A 17,486-nucleotide genomic window follows, 5' to 3' on the forward strand; every position below is an offset into this window, starting at 1 on the left:
TGCAATCTATTTGAGATCTGCCAATAAATTTTAATTAGGACAATGAATGAACGTGAATTTTTCAACAGTCTCAATCAGAATGAAACCTATTACGTTCTTTTGTCTGAGAACGAATTACCCGTTAAAGAAAAAGAAGCGGCAGAAATAGATAATGGCTTTGGTTTTATTGCCATCGGCTTTTCGATTGCCATAGGCATAGGAATTTGGCTGTGGCGATCGCGATGCCAAAAAGTCGAGAGCGATCGCCTTCAACTTTTTAGAAATTCTACTAAGACCAACTGTACCAAATGCCGTTTTTTTGATAACAACTCCTATCTCAAGTGTGCCGTTCATCCGACCAAAGTGCTGAAAAAAGAAGCTAGAGAATGTTCGGACTATATACCTCGCGAACGCAAATTTTTTCGTTGATAGAACCAGGACAAACGACAAACCTAGTTATTCAAACTTTTAGGAGTTTAGTTTTATGTTGGCTTTAATATCTCACTCAATAATCGATAGTTTATGGCGAACCTTCCATTCGCGAACGTAAATAAAGCGACTGTAAATGTTTGATTCTCTAACCATCAGCATTGGTACATTTATCGTTGCCGCTTTTGTCATTGCTATTGTTGGTATCAAAATGACCAAAGTAGCAGACCGCCTGGCAGATAAAACTGGCTTAGGAGAGGCGGTAGTTGGTGCCTTATTTTTGGGCGGCAGCACATCTTTACCAGGAATTGTTACTTCCGTAACTACAGCCGCTAGCGGTCATGCAGAACTGGCAATTAGTAATGCTTTAGGAGGCATTGCCGCTCAAACTGCTTTTCTAGGACTGGCAGACATTGTCTACCCCAAAGCTAATTTAGAACACGCTGCGGCTTCTGCTGCCAATTTATCTCAGGGGACTTTACTAATAACCCTTTTAGCACTGCCGTTACTGGCGATCGCCATTCCGCAAGTTTCCCTATGGAACACTCATCCTGCTTCTTTTATCCTTCCCATAGCCTATATTTTTGGCTTGCGTTTGATTGCCCGCGCCAAGGAAACGCCTATGTGGTCGCCTCGACGCACCAAAGAAACACGCTTGGATGAAGCTGAAACTGACGAAAACGAGCGCACTAGCTTAACTAACCTCTGGCTGCGGTTTGCTTTTTACGCTCTTACTATTGGCGTAGCTGGTTATGTAGTGGCAGAATCGGGTGTGGCGATCGCCGAACAGACGGGAATTTCTGAATCGGTAGTGGGAGGCTTATTTACTGCGGTTTCTACTTCCCTACCAGAATTAGTTACCTCCATCGCTGCTGTCAAACGAGGTGCATTGACTTTGGCGGTGGGAGACATTATTGGAGGCAACAGCTTTGACGTATTGTTTATCGCTTTTGCCGACTTTGCCTATCGCGAAGGTTCTATCTATCAGGCTTTGACTCAATCTCAGAGTTTTATTATTGCCCTAACTATTTTGATGACGGGTATTTTGCTACTGGGTCTATTGCGACGGGAAAAACACGGTGTTGGCAATATTGGTTTTGAAAGCTTTTTGATTTTAATCCTCTACTTAGGAGGATTTTCACTGTTATTTTTCGCGTTTTAAAGGACAGTAAGATGAATAATTCAATCAAACCTACTATTATTCTCGGCGGTGGATTTGTCGGGCTATTTACCGCCCTACATTTAAGCCAACAAAATTATCCCGCTCCAGTAATTCTAATAGACCGTCAGGAACGTTTTGTTTTTAAACCCTTACTCTATGACTATCTCACCGAAGAAATGAATGATAGTCAGGTCAATCCTCTCTACGAAAAACTTTTAGAAGGTAGCGGGGTTGAATTTATCAGAGATACGGTACAAAAGATAGACCTAGATAAAAAACGAGTCGAGTTAGCCAACAACGGCAGCATTGCCTACAAATATTTAGTATTAGCTTTAGGTTCTCAGACGGGATACTTCGGTATTGAAGGAGCAAAAGAACACACTTTACCCTTTCGGACTCGCGAAAATGCCATCGCTCTAAAAAATCATCTTCAAAATTGCCTCAAGCGATCTCTCTCTATCGAAGATTTCCAAGAACGACAACAGCTTTTGACCGTAATTATTGTCGGTGCGGGAGCGACGGGTGTAGAGCTAGCAGGAACTTTGGCAGACGTTTTACCCCAGTGGTATATAAAACAGGGCGGTAACTTCGAGCAAATTCGACTGATTCTAATAAATCGCGGTTCGCAGATTTTGAGCAGTGCCAGCGAACGATTGCGCCACGCAGCCCAAACAGCACTACAGCAACTTCCCGTTCCCGTAGAGTTAGAGATGGATGCGTCCGTTACGGCAGTGCGCCCCCAGCAGGTAGAATTTGAGAGAAATGGGCAGAAGCAGACTTTAGCAGCCGCAACTATAGTTTGGACTACAGGTACTACCGTCAATCCTGTAATTAAATCTTTACCCCTCGCTGATGGCTATCGAGACAAAAAAGGTAGGCTTAAAGTTCTTTCTAGCTTGCAGTTAATCGATCGCCCAGAAATTTTTGCTGGCGGTGACTGTGCGGTTAGTTGGTACGAGTCTTTACCGCCAACTGCTCAAGCTGCCTACCAGCAAGGAGCGGCGATCGCTCAAAATCTTGTATCCCTCTCCGCCGAAAGAGTTCCCGACATTGCCAGAGTCCAAATACGGGGAACGACGCTCAAACTAGGACTAAACGAAGCGGCTGCCGACTTGTTCGATCGCCTGTTGGTTACGGGTAAATCCGCTCATCTGCTGCGTCAGGGCAGGTATTTAACGACTTTGCCAACTCCAGTACGGGATTTTAAAGCTGCTACCCAATGGCTTTCTGAAGAGGTTTTAGAAAGTATTTAAAAGCAATTAGAAATTTTAGGATAAACATAATGAATTTAAACTGGGCGCATACACATCTACTTCTCAACCACTTTCCCATCGTGGGAGTGATTTTTGGACTGTTATTACTCGTTTACGGAATGTTCAAACGTAGTGAAGACATTAAGCGTGCGAGTTACTGGACTTTTGTAATTATCGCTTTAATCGCGATCGCCGTTTACTATTCTGGCACTCAAGCTTCAGCAATTGTCAGCGGACTTCCTGGCGTTAGAGGCGAGATAATTCACGAACATCGCGAAGTTGCTGAATGGTCTTTAATTGCGATCGAGATTTTAGGAACTTTGAGTTTGGTAGGCTTGCTGTTTGTGCGATCGAAAAAAGCAATTAATTTATTTGTGGCGATTATCTTCTTAGTGGCGATCGCTGCTACGGGTTTAGTATCCTGGACGGGACTTCAAGGAGGAATTATCAGACATACCGAAGTCAGGGGAGATATTCCTTTTCTCGTTCCCGCTAAAACCGAATCTGAATCGGGTGGTCACAGCGAATCAACAGAATCGGATCATTCACACTAATTGTTTATTAAAATTGGCGCGAACAAAATAAAATTATTCCCTTAGAAAATTAACTATATAAGATACCTAATAATCTCATGAAACAAAATCAACGCAAAAATACACAACGGCAAATCGCCGATTTAATTCCGATTATTGAACTTTGTTTACCTCTAATAAAAAAGCTCAATAAAACTCAGGACAAATTAAAATTTCTTCCTACAGAGCTGGAACTACTACAAAACCAAGCTAAACTTATAGACCTGGAAATGTCTCTCGAAGAGTCTAGAAATTTAGCAGATTCTGATTCACAACTAATCTCGGAGACGAACGAGTTTGAATTAGATTCTATAGTGAATGATTTGGAAGGAATATTTATCTATCTTACGACTTTAGACGATGGACTGAAGAATCTGCTTGCGCTGAAAGAACGTTTAGAAGCTATACAAGAAGAAAGAATTGATAGTCTCACTCCAGAACGTGTTTATAAGTTGTTGGAAAAACAGCAGGAAAACCTACAAAATAAAACCAATCTACAGTCGGGCAGCAAATCCAATCGGTTTCAAAAGGTTTGGCAAAAAATAGTCGATTATCGACCTTCTAAAAAGTTAATCAAAGTTTCAGTAATTACGACTGGAATTATTTTAAGTTTTAGTCTTATTTACAATTCGGTAATTGAACATCAATCTGTTGAAAACAATATGCAACAAAAGCAAGAAAATCCTGAAAATTAATGTTTGTTAAAATGCAAACTAACAAAGTAATAAAAAGCTGTTTATTTTATTAAATTTTTTTGTTTTAATTGTAAATGTAACTAATGCTAGAGACAAAAAAATAGTAATTATAAGAAGATAGAAATGTAGAAAAAAAGGAGAAAACTTGATGAATATTAATGACAATTCTAATAATAATATCGGACACGCTGTTGGTACTTTTTCCACTCGTGAAGATGCGGAGTATGCACTGCGCGAACTGCAAGGTGCAGGTTTCAACATGGATAAAGTTTCTGTAATCGCCAAAAACCCCGAACAAGATAGCATTGGCGGTACGGAAGTAACTACCAGCGAACAAGTGAAAGGAGGTACGGCAGCGGGAGCGACTACAGGGGCAGCTACAGGTGGGTTGTTGGGCTTGATTGGCGGTTTGGGCGTAATTGCTCTTCCTGGTGTCGGTGCGGTAGCTGAATTGGGAATAGTTTTGGCAAACACCTTACTTGGTAGCGGTATTGGTGCTGCTGGTGGTGGTTTAGTTGGAGCATTAATCGGCTGGGGTGTTCCTGAAGATCGAGCTAAATATTATGATGAAATGCTTTCACAAGGTAAATATGTGGTTCTAATGGAAGGAACGCAAGCAGAAATAAGCGGTGCAGAAGCTATTCTTAAAAACAGACGCATTCAAGACTGGGGTGTGTACGGCTATGGCACGATGGGAACTATTGACCCTACTACGGGTAGGAGCATCATATAGAATTTCAGTAGTCGAAAATAAGTGCTGGCTTAAATCGAGATCGCTGCAAGCCGCTAAACATTATGTATGATTTGGATTTAAAGCTGGCAGCGAAAAAAGTTTACGGCGTTGCCTAATATACGATGTTTAATCAAAGAACGCTGTTTCCATTCTTCATAGGTAATGCGTTTACTCTGTTCAAAGCCCCGTTTAAATGTATTGCAAATCCCTTTTACCAGAATGGATTGAGTGCTACATATATCTAGTTCTTCATTATGAACGAAGCTGCGAGGATCTGAAGTTCGCACTACCCGTTACTGCCCAAAGATCGTCTATCAAAAGTAGCTTGGCGTGGGTCATACTCGGCTGATATTCATAAATTTTTACTCCACCTTTCAATAAACCTCCATAGTGTTCGTATGAAGCATAGTAAACGGGTTTCTTATCGCTACGTTTACTTGTTGTTAAAATACGAACATTCACTCCATTCTGTTTTGCTGCGACTAATAGCTCTGTAGAGTTGCGATCGGGAAGAAAGTAGGGGCTAGCCAGCCAAATTTTTTTTCTAGCACAAATAATGTGATTGTATTTAAAAGAGCGAATTGGTGAAAAGCGAACTTCAGGATTAGCCCCTGGTACGACCAATATTGGATTCAAATTGCCCTTTCGATCGCGCTCTATCGTAAATTTTTCCCTAGACAAGTCTGCTGTACCATCGTCAAAAGTCCAGTGCTGGGCGAAAAYMCCYTCTARGATGCCRATWAYTTCTCCTTCAAGACGTATTTCTACATCTAACCAGGGTTGAGTATCATCGCCTTTTTCTACGCCATCCCARAGATCGGAAATACCAGCACCACCGACTAAAGCRAATTTACTATCGATTAGTAGTAGTTTACGRTGAGTACGTCCAGCGTAGTCTAAAGGAGCTTTCCAGTTGAAAGAGTTGAAGAACGAGACTYTAATGCCTGCGCTACGCAACCGTTTCCAATATTGCTGGGAAATATCTTTTGTGCCGTAGTCGTCTACAACYAAGCAGATCTTTACTCCWGCCGATGCTCTTTCTGCYAAYGCTGCTGCAAAATCATCAGCTCTTTTGCCAGGAGTCATAAAGAAGGTTTCAAAGTTGATGGTATGTTYAGCTTGACTTATGGCATCTAATCTTGCTTTTTGAATAGCATCGGGTTCATTCCAAAAGTCGGTAATTATGCCTTTAGTAATAAATGAATTGGTGATGCTAGCTAGAGCAAAGGCATAGTGTGGTTCATCTGGTTTTGGTGCATTTTTTACTTGATAAACAATGCGATCGCGAAATGCTCCTCCAAGATAGAAACCAACAAAGGCAATTAGCATTATTATCAGCAGCGCAATAGATAACCAGAATAAAGTTAATAGAATTACATTCCACATAAATATATCTAGCTGCCTTTTTTATTAAAAATCATGATTTATTTTGTAATAGCTCTATCGTTATGTTTCTGATATTTTGTACTTCGATTGTCGGCATTTTCTTTGAATGAAGGCATCCTTTGGCGACATTTAGTACAAAACCAATAGAATTCATTACGGCTGATGTGTCTTAGCATTTTTTCATGGCAGCAAGGACAACGAGCCTCGTAATTAATAGTCATATAGAAATTGGCTGATAATTATAATTTCAACCACACATAAGTTACAAATTATGTCTTCAAAGTTTTCTAAAGTAATAAATATTAGCGTCGCTATTTATTATCATTTGCACATAAAAATGAAATAGCTATGAAATCGAGATAAGACTTTAGGTATAAGTTTATTCTGTCTCTAAAGTAAGATGCAATATTTATGATTTTTATTTAATTTGATTGATAGTTGAAAACAAAAGCATTTAGAGGAAAAATAAACATGAATGCCAAGCCAATAACCTACGGCATAATCGGCTTAGAGACTGTTTGTAAATAAAAGATTAAGCAAATTTTCCATTCCGAGCTAGACGTTTGGACATCAAATGAACCATTGCAATATAAATTAGGGATTCGCTAGTTTCAGGGAGCTTTTCATAATCGACTATTAAACGGCGTTTCTGAATCAACCAAGCAAAAGTTCTTTCTACAACTCATCTTCGAGCTAATAGCTGAAATCCTTTTCCCTCTCTTTTCATTACTTCTACATTAGCGGATGATAAACTGGTGACCGCTTTTCTAAATCTCTCTCCTTGATAGCCCTGGTCTACCCAAATCAGTTCTAGTCTGTCAAGATTTTCTTGTGACTCAAGCAATAATGCTAGTCCATTGATACGCTCTGAACCATTAGCTTCGGTCACAATCACTTCTAAGAGTAATCCTAATGTATCTACAAGAATATGACGCTTTCTACCTTTTACTTTCTTGCCACCGTCAAAGCCGTATACCTCCCCCTTTTTTGTGTCGTTTTTACTGACTGACTATCTATTGCACCTGCGCTTGGCTGCTTTTCTCTTCCTTCTTGCTGTCTCAATTCTTCTCTGAGTAGTCGATTTATCTGATACCAGACTTTCTTTTTGTTCCATTTGTCAAAGTAAGTTCTTACCGTTGACCAATGAGGCAAATCATGGGGCAATGCTCGCCATTGACAACCTTCTTCGAGTAGATAGAAGATGGCATTGACAACTTCCCTGAGATCTGTGTTTCTCTTACGTCCACGTAATTTGCTTTCTGGCAATAATGGTTCAATGATTGTCCATTCGCGATCGCTTATGTCCGAAGGATAAGCTTTTCTCACCGTCTCTACTTGCTTACTTCAATTCATCTCTTTCCTTTTACAACTCAATCTTCCGCCAAATGCTTTTCTTTATTTTCTTTTTACAAACAGTCTCTTAGTATCGGGAATATTGCTTGCCTATCTTTTCGGTATGGGAGGCATGATGAATGGAGGATGGACTTTAATGAACGGCGAAATGCACGATAAAAGCGAAAATTACAATCGCCTTGAATATCCTGGAAATAATTAAGTTTCAAATTCATCCGCTTTAAAAGCAAAGTAGTTAATAAGGTAAATAATTCTCAAGCAATAATTATGGAAAAGGTAAAAAAAATTAATCAAGACTTAGCCGTAGCTACGGAACAATTATCAGTAGACCAGTTACAACAAGCAAGCAGAGAAGGATATAAATCGGTATTGAATTTGCGATCGCCCGAAGAAGAAGGATTTTTAGATGACGAAGGAGAACGAGCAAAGGCAGCAGGACTAGATTACGTTAATATCCCCGTCAAACCAGACAACATAAACGAAGACTTGGCAGATCGAGTACTTCAGCAAATAGATAGTTTGCCCAAACCTTTGTTAACACACTGTAAAGCTGGATTACGTTCGGGAGCATTTTCTCTGATGTACCTTGCCACCAAAGAGGGGATGTCAGCAGACGAGGCAATGGAAAAAGGGAAAGCGATGGGTTTCGACTGCGATAAATCTCCCCAAATGAAGGAATTTTTTAAACAATATATCTCCCAACATCAGCCTAATTAAGAAGTCTTAGGAATAAAGCATTATGGTATTAGTTTTACAACAAATAAAAGTCGAAGGTATTGCTCAACTATCTTATCTAGTTGGAGATGACAAGGCAGGTGTAGCAGCCGTAATCGATCCACGTCGCGATGTAGATGTGTATCTGCAAATGGCGCGATCGCTCGGTGTAAGAATTACCCATATCATTGAAAGTCATATCCACGCGGATTTTGTTTCGGGTTCGCACGAACTACAAGCCCGCATTGGCGCACCAATTTACGTTGGGAAAAGCAATGACTATCAGTTTGACTGTCGGCAGCTAAACGAGGGAGACGAATTACATCTGGGTAAGGTTACTCTGCGCGTTCTGCATACCCCAGGGCATACCCCCGAACATATTTCTCTACTGGTGTTTGATTCTCAACAGGGAGAAGAACCCTTTGGTATTTTTACTGGAGACACTGTATTTAATAAAGATGTTGGCAGACCAGATCTACTCGGCAGGGGAACGGAACGGAATTTAGCTGCCAAACTGTATCATTCTCTGTTCGATAAAATTTTATCATTGGGCGATCGCCTGGAATTGTATCCCTGTCATGGCGCGGGTTCATCCTGCGGTAAATCGATTGGCGATCGCGATCGCAGCACTATCGGTAACGAGCGAGTCTTTAGCGATGCTTTCAAACAACGTAGTGAAGCAGAATTTATCGAATGGATTTTAAGCGATTTACCCGAACCACCCACCCATTACCCGCGTCTGAAAAAAGTTAATGCTAAAGGTGCAAAGGTGATGGGCTGCATCCCTACTCTACAGCCATTATCGGTAGACCAGTTTCGAGAAAAAATGGCTAGAGAAGATGTCGTAGTTATCGACACGCGATCGATTCTCGCTTTTGGTGGCGGACATATCCCTGGCGCAATTAATATCGCCCTGCGTCCTGCATTCCCTACCTGGGTGGGCTGGACAATCGAGCCAGAAAGAGAAATTTTGTTGGTAATCGAAAGTAAGCGAGATTTGAATCTCATTACCGAACAACTATTTCGCCTCGGTTACGATAACCTAGCGGGCTATTTACACAATGGAATGCTCGATTGGTACAACGCAGGATTACCACTACAGCGCGTTGGTGAGATGACGGTACAAGAGTTAGATCGGCACAAAGATGATGCGGATTTAACCATACTAGACGTGCGTAGCGACGGTGAATATGAAAATGGGGCAATTTCTAGAGCAAAACATATCTACGTACCTCATTTAGCAGAACATCTAGATGAATTAGATAAAGAGCGAGCGATCGCCGTTTACTGCGGTACGGGCTATCGCGCCTCCTTAGCTGCCAGCATTTTACAAAAACATGGGTTCGAGAGAGTAAACAATGTTCCTGGCTCTTGGAAAGCCTGGAAGAGTGCCGAACTTCCCGTCGAACAGACAGCTTAAACACACAGAACAACAAAATATGAAAATCAGCATGATTTCAATCAGAAAAATGAATTCAAATAGTAAAGCCTTACGAGCTTTCGCTTTAGCGGGACTCATCGCGATTGGGTTGAGCGCGACTTCCTCTGTGGCACAGACCACTACCGATATGCCTGAGATGCCCAATGGCACTATGACAGACTCAATGACTCCAGAGCAAATACGGCAACAGCATCAGCAGATGCTAGGGCAGATGCAGCAGAGAATGGGTCAAATGCAGCAGCAGCTAGCTCAGATGTCTCCAGAGGAATTACAACAACACGATCGACAAATGAAGGAACACATGAAGCAAATGATGGGACAGATGGAAGAAATGATGGGTGAGAACTCGATGAATGGCAATAATTCTCAGATGTCGGGAAATTCCGAACACCATCCTCAACAGTAGATAAAAAATTTCTCTTATCCCCTTGACTCTCTAGCTAACTTGAGAGTTTAAGCTAATTTTAGAACTAAACAAACGAGGTAAATAACAATGACTATAGAACTAAAAGTACCAGGCATGGCTTGTGGTGGTTGCGGTAAGACCATTACCAAAGCGATTCAATCAGTCGATCCTGGTGCAGACGTACAAACAGATCCTAAAAGCAAGCAAGTCAAAGTAGACACCCAAGCTAAAGAATCATCCATCCGAGAAGCGATCGCTGCTGCTGGTTATCCCGCTGCTTAAATTGAAAACTTAATGCTAGTAAAGCGACTAAACGCCATGCTTATACAGTTGGAAATTCAAAATATATCTCGCAATGCTAGTAGCAAAACCATTACCGAAGCGATTCACTCTCTCGATCCCGAAGCAGAAGTAGAAACCCACCTTCAAAGTAAACAAGTGACGGTAAAAACCGAGGCTTCTGAATCGGCTGTTATCGAAGTGCTTGATGATGCGGGCTATTGTGCAAGTCTTGCCAAACCTTTCTTCTACGATTTATGAACACCGCCACCAATATAGAAAACATCAATCTTAAACTCAGAGGAATGAGCTGTGCTTCCTGCGCCAGCAGTATTGAGGAGGCAATTAGTAATGTTCCTGGAGTAGAGTCCTGTAACGTTAACTTCGGTGCAGAACAGGCTGCGATTAAATACAATCCCCGTCGCACTGGTATTGAGGAAATTCAATACGCGGTAGAAGAAGCTGGCTATTCATCTTATTCTCTCCAGGAACAGGAGATGATTACGGGAGAGGATGATGCCGAACAAGCAGCCCGCAAAGCCGAATCTCGCGATTTATTCCGTAAAATAATTGTGGGTGGGATAATAAGTATTATCTTAGTTATCGGTTCGCTGCCGATGATGACAGGGTTAGAATTACCTTTTATTCCTGCATGGTTGCACAACCCCTGGCTACAGTTAATTTTGACCGTTCCCGTGCAGTTTTGGTGTGGTTATGGTTTTTATATCCATGCTTGGAAAGCTTTTAAGCGTCATGCTGCCACCATGGATACTTTAATCGCTTTGGGTACTAGCGCAGCCTTCTTTTACTCTGTATTTGCTACTGTCTTTCCTAATTTCTTTTTAACCCAGGGCTTAATGCCAGAAGTGTACTACGAAATTGCTGCTGTAGTCATTACGATGATTCTACTAGGAGAGTGGTTTGAAAATCGTGCCAAAGGACAAACCTCCGAGGCAATTCGTAAACTGATGGGTTTGCAAGCTAAAGATGCGAGGGTTATACGCAATGGACGAGAAATAGATGTTCCGATCGGTGAAGTACAGATTGACGACATTATTTTGGTACGTCCTGGGGAAAAGATACCTGTCGATGGCGAGATCGTGAGCGGTAATTCGACGATCGATGAAGCGATGGTAACAGGAGAAAGTATTCCCGTTCAAAAACAGCCAGGGGATGAAGTAATTGGTGCGACTATTAACAAAACAGGCAGTTTTAAATTTAAAGCCACTAGAGTCGGTAGAGATACGGTATTAGCCCAGATCGTGCAATTGGTACAAGATGCCCAGGGTTCTAAAGCACCAATTCAAAGATTAGCCGACCAAGTAACGGGTTGGTTTGTTCCCGCCGTAATTGCGATCGCCATAACTACTTTTGTGCTGTGGTTTATTGTCATGGGTAATATTTCCCTAGCAATGATTACTACCGTCGGAGTGCTAATTATTGCCTGTCCCTGTGCTTTGGGTTTGGCTACTCCTACTTCTGTGATGGTCGGTACTGGTCAAGGTGCAGAAAACGGGATTCTAATTAAGGGGGCAGAGAGTTTAGAATTAGCCCATAAAATACAAACTATTGTTCTCGATAAAACAGGGACGATTACTCAAGGAAAACCGACTGTAACTAACTATCAAGCTGTTCGGGGTATTAGCGATGGTGCAGAATTAAAACTACTCCGTTTAGTTGCAGCAGTCGAACGCAACTCCGAACATCCTTTAGCCGAAGCTGTGGTTAGATACGCCGAATCGCAGAATATCGAACCAACAGAAGCTAGAGATTTTGAAGCAGTGGCAGGTAGTGGCGTACAGGGTATAGTATCGGGTCGTCTGATTCAAATCGGTACTCAACGCTGGATGGGTGAGTTGGGTATTCATGCCGACGAGTTACAAAAACAAAAGGATATTTGGGAAGCCGAAGCAAAAACCGTGGTGCTAATTGCCGTAGACAAACAACTAGAAGGCATTATGGGCATTGCCGATGCGGTCAAGCCTTCTTCCAATGCAGCAGTTAGAGCTTTACGCAACCTAGATTTGGAAGTAGTAATGCTGACGGGAGACAATCAGAAAACCGCCGAAGCGATCGCCCGTCAGGTGGGTATTGTCAGAGTCGAAGCCGAAGTACGCCCCGACCAAAAGGCAGTAAAGGTTAAGGAACTACAGCAGGAAGGCAAGATTGTGGCGATGGTAGGAGACGGTATCAATGATGCTCCCGCACTAGCACAGGCAGATGTGGGTATTGCCATCGGTACGGGAACGGATGTGGCGATCGCAGCTAGCGATATTACTCTAATTTCTGGTGAGTTACAGGGTATTGTGACCGCGATCGAGTTAAGCAAAGCAACGATTAGCAATATTCGTCAGAATCTTTTCTTTGCCTTTATCTATAACGTCCTGGGTATTCCTATTGCAGCAGGTATTTTGTTTCCTTTTTCTGGCTGGTTGCTCAATCCGATTGTTGCTGGAGTTGCAATGGCGTTTAGTTCGGTTTCAGTGATAACTAATGCCTTGAGATTACGTAACTTTAGTCCGTCGAAAGTGCGAGTCTAAACATGAGCGACATCCAAACAATAATTAATTTCAAACAGTCAATGACTTTGATGAACGTTTATACCGCCATAGCTACCGCGACTTTAACCTTTGAAGTGGCATTTATTTCTTGTTTGATAGCACTACCTAGTACGGGAAAGTTAGGCAAAACAATCTCTGAAGCTTGTACCCGCGCCCCTGGACTGGATTTTGTTGTATTAATGCTCGTACCAATTCCCTGGTTAATAGGAAGTTGGATAGCAGGTTGGTTGGGTTTGGTAGCTACCTTAGTCGGACAGATTACGGCAATGCAGCTTTGGATTTTTTGGCACCAAAGAACTCATCCTGAAGCTACGAGCGGTTCGCGGATCGTTCATTTTTTAAATCAAGAAATTGGCTGGTGGCGCAATCATTTGGGATTATGGGTTTCTACCTTGGCTTTACCCATGTTTCTTTTAATTCGCCTGTCAGAAATTACTATCTATCCCCTGCTAGTCTGGATATTAGGCTTTCCTCATTACAATATTGGTGAGTGGGTCAACGTCAGTCGGCACAAGTTTGAAGGTTTGGTAGGACACGACTTAATTTGGTGTTGGTATTGCGACTGGATGACGGGCGTATATTCTCTCGGTGCCGAAATGCTGCGTAATGTCGAGTCTTTTTGGTGTCCGATCCGTTTTTATGACGGGAAAAAGTGTGAGAACTGCAAATTAGACTTTCCCGATCTAGAAAATGGTTGGGTAGCAGCCGATAAACAGATGGATGATGTGGTGGAGTTGATGGCAGAGAAATACAGCGATTCTCCTCACTCTTGGTTCGGTCATCCAGAACGTCAGGGCGATCGCTAAACAAGACAAATACGTATAAATATAAATAAAGATGTTAACTAAAACTAAACTATATGGCACTCTAGCGGGGTTGGGATTTTTCCTTGCTTTAATACCTAACGTCGCATTAGCACAGAGAGATATGGAAGTGGAAATGCCCATTTCCGAAGGCGAACAAACTGCTCAATTCCAAAAGCTCGAACAGCCTTTAAGTTTAAAAATTGCCGTTGCCGTAGGTGGTTTGGGCTTAATTGGGGCGGAACTTTGGTGGTTTATGTTTAGCAAAACCAAATCTCAAAAAGCACGGGTAGATCGAGGCATTCAAGAGATAGATATTACAGTAGATGGAGGTTACACTCCCGATAGAATTGAAGTAGCTGCTGGCGAACCCGTCAGGCTCAATTTTTATCGTCAAGATCCTAGTGGCTGTTTGGAACAGGTGCTACTACCAGACTTCAATAAAGCCTTAGATTTAACTTTAAACCAAACTACTTCTGTAGAAGTCACTCCCAAACAACCAGGAGAATATACTTTTACCTGCGGCATGAATATGTATCGTGGAGTAATTAAAGCAGAAGCAAATGACGCATCATAGCTCCTATCTACTAGATTAAACAATTTAAGGAGTAGTTCAATGCATGAGGAGATACTGGAACAATGGCAACATTCCCATAATTTTTCGCTCGATCGCGACCGTGCCGAACACAATACTACTACGGTAATGTGGCTGACGGCGATCGCCATGGTAGTGGAGATCGTAGCGGGAAGTTTCTTTGGCTCGATGGCTTTGCTAGCTGATGGTTGGCACATGGCAACTCATGTCGCAGCGTTTGGTATTGCCGTGTTTGCTTATCGTTATGCTCGCCGTCATGCTAATAATTCTAGATATACATTTGGTACGGGAAAAGTTACCGTTCTCGGTGGCTATACTAGTGCTGTTGCTCTGGCGGTAACGGCTTTAACTATTGCTGTCGAGTCTGTGACTCGTTTTTTTGAACCTATAGCGATTCAATTCAATGAAGCGATTGCTGTAGCTATTTTAGGTTTGATCGTAAACTTAGTAAGTGCTTGGTTGTTACAAGATCGTCATCATCATGACCATCACCACCATCACCATCACGATTCTAATCTTCAGGCTGCTTATATTCACGTTCTCACCGACGCTCTGACTTCAATTTTGGCAATTATTGCTTTATTCGCTGGCAAGTATTTGAATTGGATTTGGTTGGATGCAGTGATGGGATTAGTCGGTGCGGGTGTTATTTCTAAATGGGCTTACGATCTAGTCCGAGATACGGGTACAATTTTGCTCGACGGGACGATTGATAAGCAAATAAAATTAGATATTATGACTGCTATTGAAGCAGATGCCGATAATCGGATCGCCGATTTGCACGTTTGGTATGTTGGTGAAAACTCTTTGGCTGCAACTATTTCCTTAGTTACTCACTACCCGAGATCGCCAGAATATTATAAAGGTTTGCTAAATGGAATATCTTCTCTCAGCCATGTTCTAGTAGAAGTCAACCAATGTCGGGGCGAACCCTGTCTGAAGTGAAATACAAAGTAGCGAGCGAGCAGGGCGATAAAGTCAAACTTTTTGACAACCGACACTATGACTTAATTAATAATTATTTATCTATGACTAAATCAAATCATCGAATTTCTCAAGAACATACATCAGAAATTTTTGCTCTGGCTGCCGAACTTCAGGCAAAACACGAACAAACCTACTCTCTAGCTGAACTAAGAGAAATTGGTGCAGAAGCTCATATTTCCCCAGAGTTTATCGATCGCGCCGTCAGACAGATACAGCTAAAAAAAAGACGTGCAGCTCTTCGAGCAACTATTGTTGACAACGTAATCAATTTAGGAGCGATTGCAGTTATATTTGGTTTGTTTACAGGTTTTGCTGGATTGCCAAATCATTGTTCTTCGGCAGCACAAACGCAGCCAGAAAACTCTGAGTTGTTGCCTAATAGTTAGAGATTAAATCCGTTTTTTAGCTTACTTAATGTTTTTCAGGCAATCGCATTGTATGTAAATAAATTTCTCGAATGTCAAAGATCGATTTCTTGCGTTGGCTTAATTTACCCGAATTAAACGTCGCCGTTTTCTCCTTTCTGCTTAATTTCTTGTGGGAAATGCAGCAAATGCCTTTTTTTCAGATTCCATCTGAGTTTACCTGCATAAATGTAGTTAACAATTGTACTCAGGCTACTGTAGGAGATGTGGGAATTTCACTTGCTGCTTTTGGGACTGTCGTAGTTCTGTCAAAGTCGCGTCGCTGGATTCTCCAACCTAACTGGTGGCAAGTTGTTGTTTTTGTTTTGGTGGGAATTATGATTACGATAATTTTTGAAGCTTTGGCTACAGGAGTTTTAGATCGATGGCAGTATGGCGAAGTTATGCCGACACTCCCAGTTTTCGGCACGGGCTTGTTACCCATACTTCAGTGGTTAATAATTCCACCCTTGATTATTTGGTTTGTAAAAAGACAACTTTCATCGATTAAACCTAAATCTTTAAATTGAGTAAGTCGTTAAACCGACGAAATACGAGTAAATAAATGAACGTTAAATCTGCTGATAAATCTACTCCAGGCTGGTATCAACGACTCTTTGCTTGGCTAATGGCTCATGCTACGGCTAAATATGAAGCAGAAATGAGCGATCGCAAGCAGGAATTGTTTGCCGATCTGCACGGTAATATCCTAGAAATTGGACCTGGAACTGGACCTAATCTACGTTATTATCCTGGCGATGTTCGTTGGCTCGGAATCGAGCCAAATACTCATATGTATCCCTACCTTCTGCAAGAAGCAGAACGAGTAAGATTGAACATTGACATTAAAAATGGAACTGCCGAACGGTTAGATGTAGAAGATAACAGTATCGATGCGGTAGTCAGCACGTTGGTTTTATGTTCGGTAGAAAATCTCTCTACCGTGCTGCAAGAGATTCTGCGAGTACTAAAACCAGGTGGACGATTTTTCTTTCTCGAACACGTAGCTGCACCACAGAAAACCCGACTGCGACGAATACAAAACTGGATACAGCCTGTCTGGACAGTTCTCGGCGATGGCTGTCATCCCAATCGCGAAACCTGGATCGCACTAGAAAATGCAGGATTTAAGCGAGTTGATTATCAGCATTTCCGAGCGGATGTTCCAGCGATTGTCAGCCCACAGATTATTGGAGTGGCAGTTAAGAAGGCGCAATTCTAGTAAAATCAGGCTATGCAATTTGTTTACAGAACTAATTAATAGATTCGATTAACCCACAGATTTTGCCCCGACAAATTTGCTTGGGTGTAGGAGCAGAGACATCCGCTAACAATCTATCTATTTCTTTATATCTACTGGCTATTTCTCGACGTAAAGACACCATTTCTTCAATTTTGCGGTCTAAATCGTCAAGATGTTGCTTAACCATTGTTTTGAGGCTGGCACAAGGAGGCGTTCCTTTAATTCTAACAGTGATTAGCTGTTTGATTTCATCCAAAGACAGCCCGAATCTTTTGGCTTTTTGAATGAAGCGCAAACGTTCTTCATTTTCTTCTCCATAGATACGGTATCCTGATTCAGTGCGCTTTGAAGGTTCGAGTAATCCCAAGCGTTCGTAATAGCGGATTGTATGAGCCGATATCCCCACGCGATCGCTCAATTTACCAATTAACCAGCCATCTCGATCTGTCATTTTGCTTAAATTAAATAGTTGATGATAAGACTAATTCATC

20 protein-coding genes and 1 pseudogene are annotated in these 17,486 nt (G+C 41.8%); 18 read left to right on the forward strand and 3 right to left on the reverse strand.

All coding sequences use genetic code 11. The features are described from left to right. Window positions 1-42 precede the first annotated feature (42 nt). From KV40_RS28525 to KV40_RS28550, 6 genes are all read left to right on the forward strand, one after another. On the forward strand, window positions 43-408 hold the full coding sequence (locus KV40_RS28525; RefSeq protein ID WP_036488424.1) for a hypothetical protein: 366 nt from the start codon (window positions 43-45) through the stop codon (window positions 406-408). A 136-nt stretch (window positions 409-544) separates the two neighbouring features. Next, complete coding sequence (locus KV40_RS28530; RefSeq protein ID WP_036488427.1) at window positions 545-1,570, forward strand: sodium:calcium antiporter; 1,026 nt, start codon at window positions 545-547, stop codon at window positions 1,568-1,570. A gap of 11 nt (window positions 1,571-1,581) precedes the next feature. Further along, on the forward strand, window positions 1,582-2,823 hold the full coding sequence (locus KV40_RS28535) for an NAD(P)/FAD-dependent oxidoreductase (RefSeq protein WP_036488429.1): 1,242 nt from the start codon (window positions 1,582-1,584) through the stop codon (window positions 2,821-2,823). A 29-nt stretch (window positions 2,824-2,852) separates the two neighbouring features. Next, window positions 2,853-3,377, forward strand: coding sequence for a hypothetical protein (locus tag KV40_RS28540; protein ID WP_036488431.1), 525 nt, complete (start codon window positions 2,853-2,855; stop codon window positions 3,375-3,377). Between the two features lie 77 nt (window positions 3,378-3,454). Continuing rightward, on the forward strand, window positions 3,455-4,090 hold the full coding sequence (locus KV40_RS28545; RefSeq protein WP_036488433.1) for a hypothetical protein: 636 nt from the start codon (window positions 3,455-3,457) through the stop codon (window positions 4,088-4,090). Between the two features lie 148 nt (window positions 4,091-4,238). Next, complete coding sequence (locus tag KV40_RS28550; RefSeq protein ID WP_052056041.1) at window positions 4,239-4,823, forward strand: general stress protein; 585 nt, start codon at window positions 4,239-4,241, stop codon at window positions 4,821-4,823. 252 nt (window positions 4,824-5,075) lie between these two features. On the opposite strand, the gene KV40_RS28555 is transcribed toward KV40_RS28550, so the two are convergent. Next, window positions 5,076-6,209: a phosphatidylserine/phosphatidylglycerophosphate/cardiolipin synthase family protein gene (locus KV40_RS28555; protein ID WP_253274412.1), complete on the reverse strand. Its 1,134-nt coding sequence runs from the start codon at window positions 6,207-6,209 to the stop codon at window positions 5,076-5,078. Between the two features lie 532 nt (window positions 6,210-6,741). Next, window positions 6,742-7,535, reverse strand: a pseudogene (locus KV40_RS34425) (IS5 family transposase). Window positions 7,536-7,829: 294 nt separating this feature from the next. Here KV40_RS34425 and KV40_RS28570 point away from each other — a divergent pair. The 12 genes from KV40_RS28570 (at window position 7,830) to KV40_RS28625 (ending at window position 16,974) form a co-directional block, all read left to right on the forward strand. Further along, window positions 7,830-8,279 (forward strand): beta-lactamase hydrolase domain-containing protein, encoded by a 450-nt coding sequence (locus tag KV40_RS28570; protein ID WP_036488438.1) that lies wholly within the window; start codon window positions 7,830-7,832, stop codon window positions 8,277-8,279. A gap of 22 nt (window positions 8,280-8,301) precedes the next feature. Then, entirely contained in the window at window positions 8,302-9,696 is a 1,395-nt protein-coding gene (locus tag KV40_RS28575; RefSeq protein ID WP_036488440.1) for a rhodanese-like domain-containing protein, read from the forward strand. A gap of 49 nt (window positions 9,697-9,745) precedes the next feature. Beyond that, entirely contained in the window at window positions 9,746-10,123 is a 378-nt protein-coding gene (locus tag KV40_RS28580) for a hypothetical protein (protein ID WP_036488592.1), read from the forward strand. Between the two features lie 87 nt (window positions 10,124-10,210). After that, a complete protein-coding gene (locus KV40_RS28585) occupies window positions 10,211-10,405 on the forward strand; it encodes a heavy-metal-associated domain-containing protein (RefSeq protein ID WP_036488442.1) in 195 nt (64 codons plus the stop codon). A 36-nt stretch (window positions 10,406-10,441) separates the two neighbouring features. Further along, window positions 10,442-10,663, forward strand: a complete 222-nt coding sequence (locus KV40_RS28590) for a heavy-metal-associated domain-containing protein (RefSeq protein WP_036488444.1) — start codon at window positions 10,442-10,444, stop codon at window positions 10,661-10,663. Then, complete coding sequence (locus tag KV40_RS28595; RefSeq protein ID WP_036488447.1) at window positions 10,660-12,942, forward strand: heavy metal translocating P-type ATPase; 2,283 nt, start codon at window positions 10,660-10,662, stop codon at window positions 12,940-12,942. The genes KV40_RS28590 and KV40_RS28595 overlap by 4 nt, the downstream gene beginning before the upstream one ends. Window positions 12,943-12,944: 2 nt before the next feature. Continuing rightward, window positions 12,945-13,769: a hypothetical protein gene (locus KV40_RS28600; protein WP_253274413.1), complete on the forward strand. Its 825-nt coding sequence runs from the start codon at window positions 12,945-12,947 to the stop codon at window positions 13,767-13,769. A gap of 31 nt (window positions 13,770-13,800) precedes the next feature. After that, window positions 13,801-14,343, forward strand: a complete 543-nt coding sequence (locus KV40_RS28605; protein ID WP_036488450.1) for a cupredoxin domain-containing protein — start codon at window positions 13,801-13,803, stop codon at window positions 14,341-14,343. A 39-nt stretch (window positions 14,344-14,382) separates the two neighbouring features. Further along, window positions 14,383-15,306, forward strand: a complete 924-nt coding sequence (gene dmeF, locus KV40_RS28610; protein WP_036488453.1) for a CDF family Co(II)/Ni(II) efflux transporter DmeF — start codon at window positions 14,383-14,385, stop codon at window positions 15,304-15,306. Beyond that, window positions 15,303-15,734, forward strand: a complete 432-nt coding sequence (locus tag KV40_RS32750) for a hypothetical protein (protein ID WP_052056042.1) — start codon at window positions 15,303-15,305, stop codon at window positions 15,732-15,734. Before dmeF ends, KV40_RS32750 begins: the two co-directional genes overlap by 4 nt. A 71-nt stretch (window positions 15,735-15,805) precedes the next feature. Further along, window positions 15,806-16,282: a hypothetical protein gene (locus tag KV40_RS28620; protein ID WP_036488456.1), complete on the forward strand. Its 477-nt coding sequence runs from the start codon at window positions 15,806-15,808 to the stop codon at window positions 16,280-16,282. A gap of 35 nt (window positions 16,283-16,317) precedes the next feature. Beyond that, window positions 16,318-16,974, forward strand: coding sequence for a class I SAM-dependent methyltransferase (locus KV40_RS28625; protein ID WP_036488459.1), 657 nt, complete (start codon window positions 16,318-16,320; stop codon window positions 16,972-16,974). A gap of 31 nt (window positions 16,975-17,005) precedes the next feature. Here KV40_RS28625 and KV40_RS28630 read toward each other — a convergent pair whose 3' ends face one another. Next, window positions 17,006-17,446, reverse strand: a complete 441-nt coding sequence (locus tag KV40_RS28630) for a heavy metal-responsive transcriptional regulator (protein ID WP_036488462.1) — start codon at window positions 17,444-17,446, stop codon at window positions 17,006-17,008. Between the last annotated feature and the right edge of the window lie 40 nt (window positions 17,447-17,486).

The sequence above is a fragment of the Myxosarcina sp. GI1 genome (assembly GCF_000756305.1).
GTDB lineage: Bacteria > Cyanobacteriota > Cyanobacteriia > Cyanobacteriales > Xenococcaceae > Myxosarcina.

Bases quoted from the DNA above. Each gene is read 5' to 3' on its own strand.
- KV40_RS28525 (WP_036488424.1), top strand. From the start codon at position 43: ATGAATGAACGTGAATTTTTCAACAGTCTCAATCAGAATGAAACCTAT.
- KV40_RS28530 (WP_036488427.1), top strand. From the start codon at position 545: ATGTTTGATTCTCTAACCATCAGCATTGGTACATTTATCGTTGCCGCT.
- KV40_RS28535 (WP_036488429.1), top strand. From the start codon at position 1,582: ATGAATAATTCAATCAAACCTACTATTATTCTCGGCGGTGGATTTGTC.
- KV40_RS28540 (WP_036488431.1), top strand. From the start codon at position 2,853: ATGAATTTAAACTGGGCGCATACACATCTACTTCTCAACCACTTTCCC.
- KV40_RS28545 (WP_036488433.1), top strand. From the start codon at position 3,455: ATGAAACAAAATCAACGCAAAAATACACAACGGCAAATCGCCGATTTA.
- KV40_RS28550 (WP_052056041.1), top strand. From the start codon at position 4,239: ATGAATATTAATGACAATTCTAATAATAATATCGGACACGCTGTTGGT.
- KV40_RS28570 (WP_036488438.1), top strand. From the start codon at position 7,830: ATGGAAAAGGTAAAAAAAATTAATCAAGACTTAGCCGTAGCTACGGAA.
- KV40_RS28575 (WP_036488440.1), top strand. From the start codon at position 8,302: ATGGTATTAGTTTTACAACAAATAAAAGTCGAAGGTATTGCTCAACTA.
- KV40_RS28580 (WP_036488592.1), top strand. From the start codon at position 9,746: ATGAATTCAAATAGTAAAGCCTTACGAGCTTTCGCTTTAGCGGGACTC.
- KV40_RS28585 (WP_036488442.1), top strand. From the start codon at position 10,211: ATGACTATAGAACTAAAAGTACCAGGCATGGCTTGTGGTGGTTGCGGT.
- KV40_RS28590 (WP_036488444.1), top strand. From the start codon at position 10,442: ATGCTTATACAGTTGGAAATTCAAAATATATCTCGCAATGCTAGTAGC.
- KV40_RS28595 (WP_036488447.1), top strand. From the start codon at position 10,660: ATGAACACCGCCACCAATATAGAAAACATCAATCTTAAACTCAGAGGA.
- KV40_RS28600 (WP_253274413.1), top strand. From the start codon at position 12,945: ATGAGCGACATCCAAACAATAATTAATTTCAAACAGTCAATGACTTTG.
- KV40_RS28605 (WP_036488450.1), top strand. From the start codon at position 13,801: ATGTTAACTAAAACTAAACTATATGGCACTCTAGCGGGGTTGGGATTT.
- dmeF (WP_036488453.1), top strand. From the start codon at position 14,383: ATGCATGAGGAGATACTGGAACAATGGCAACATTCCCATAATTTTTCG.
- KV40_RS28620 (WP_036488456.1), top strand. From the start codon at position 15,806: ATGTCAAAGATCGATTTCTTGCGTTGGCTTAATTTACCCGAATTAAAC.
- KV40_RS28625 (WP_036488459.1), top strand. From the start codon at position 16,318: ATGAACGTTAAATCTGCTGATAAATCTACTCCAGGCTGGTATCAACGA.
- KV40_RS28630 (WP_036488462.1), bottom strand. From the start codon at position 17,446: ATGACAGATCGAGATGGCTGGTTAATTGGTAAATTGAGCGATCGCGTG.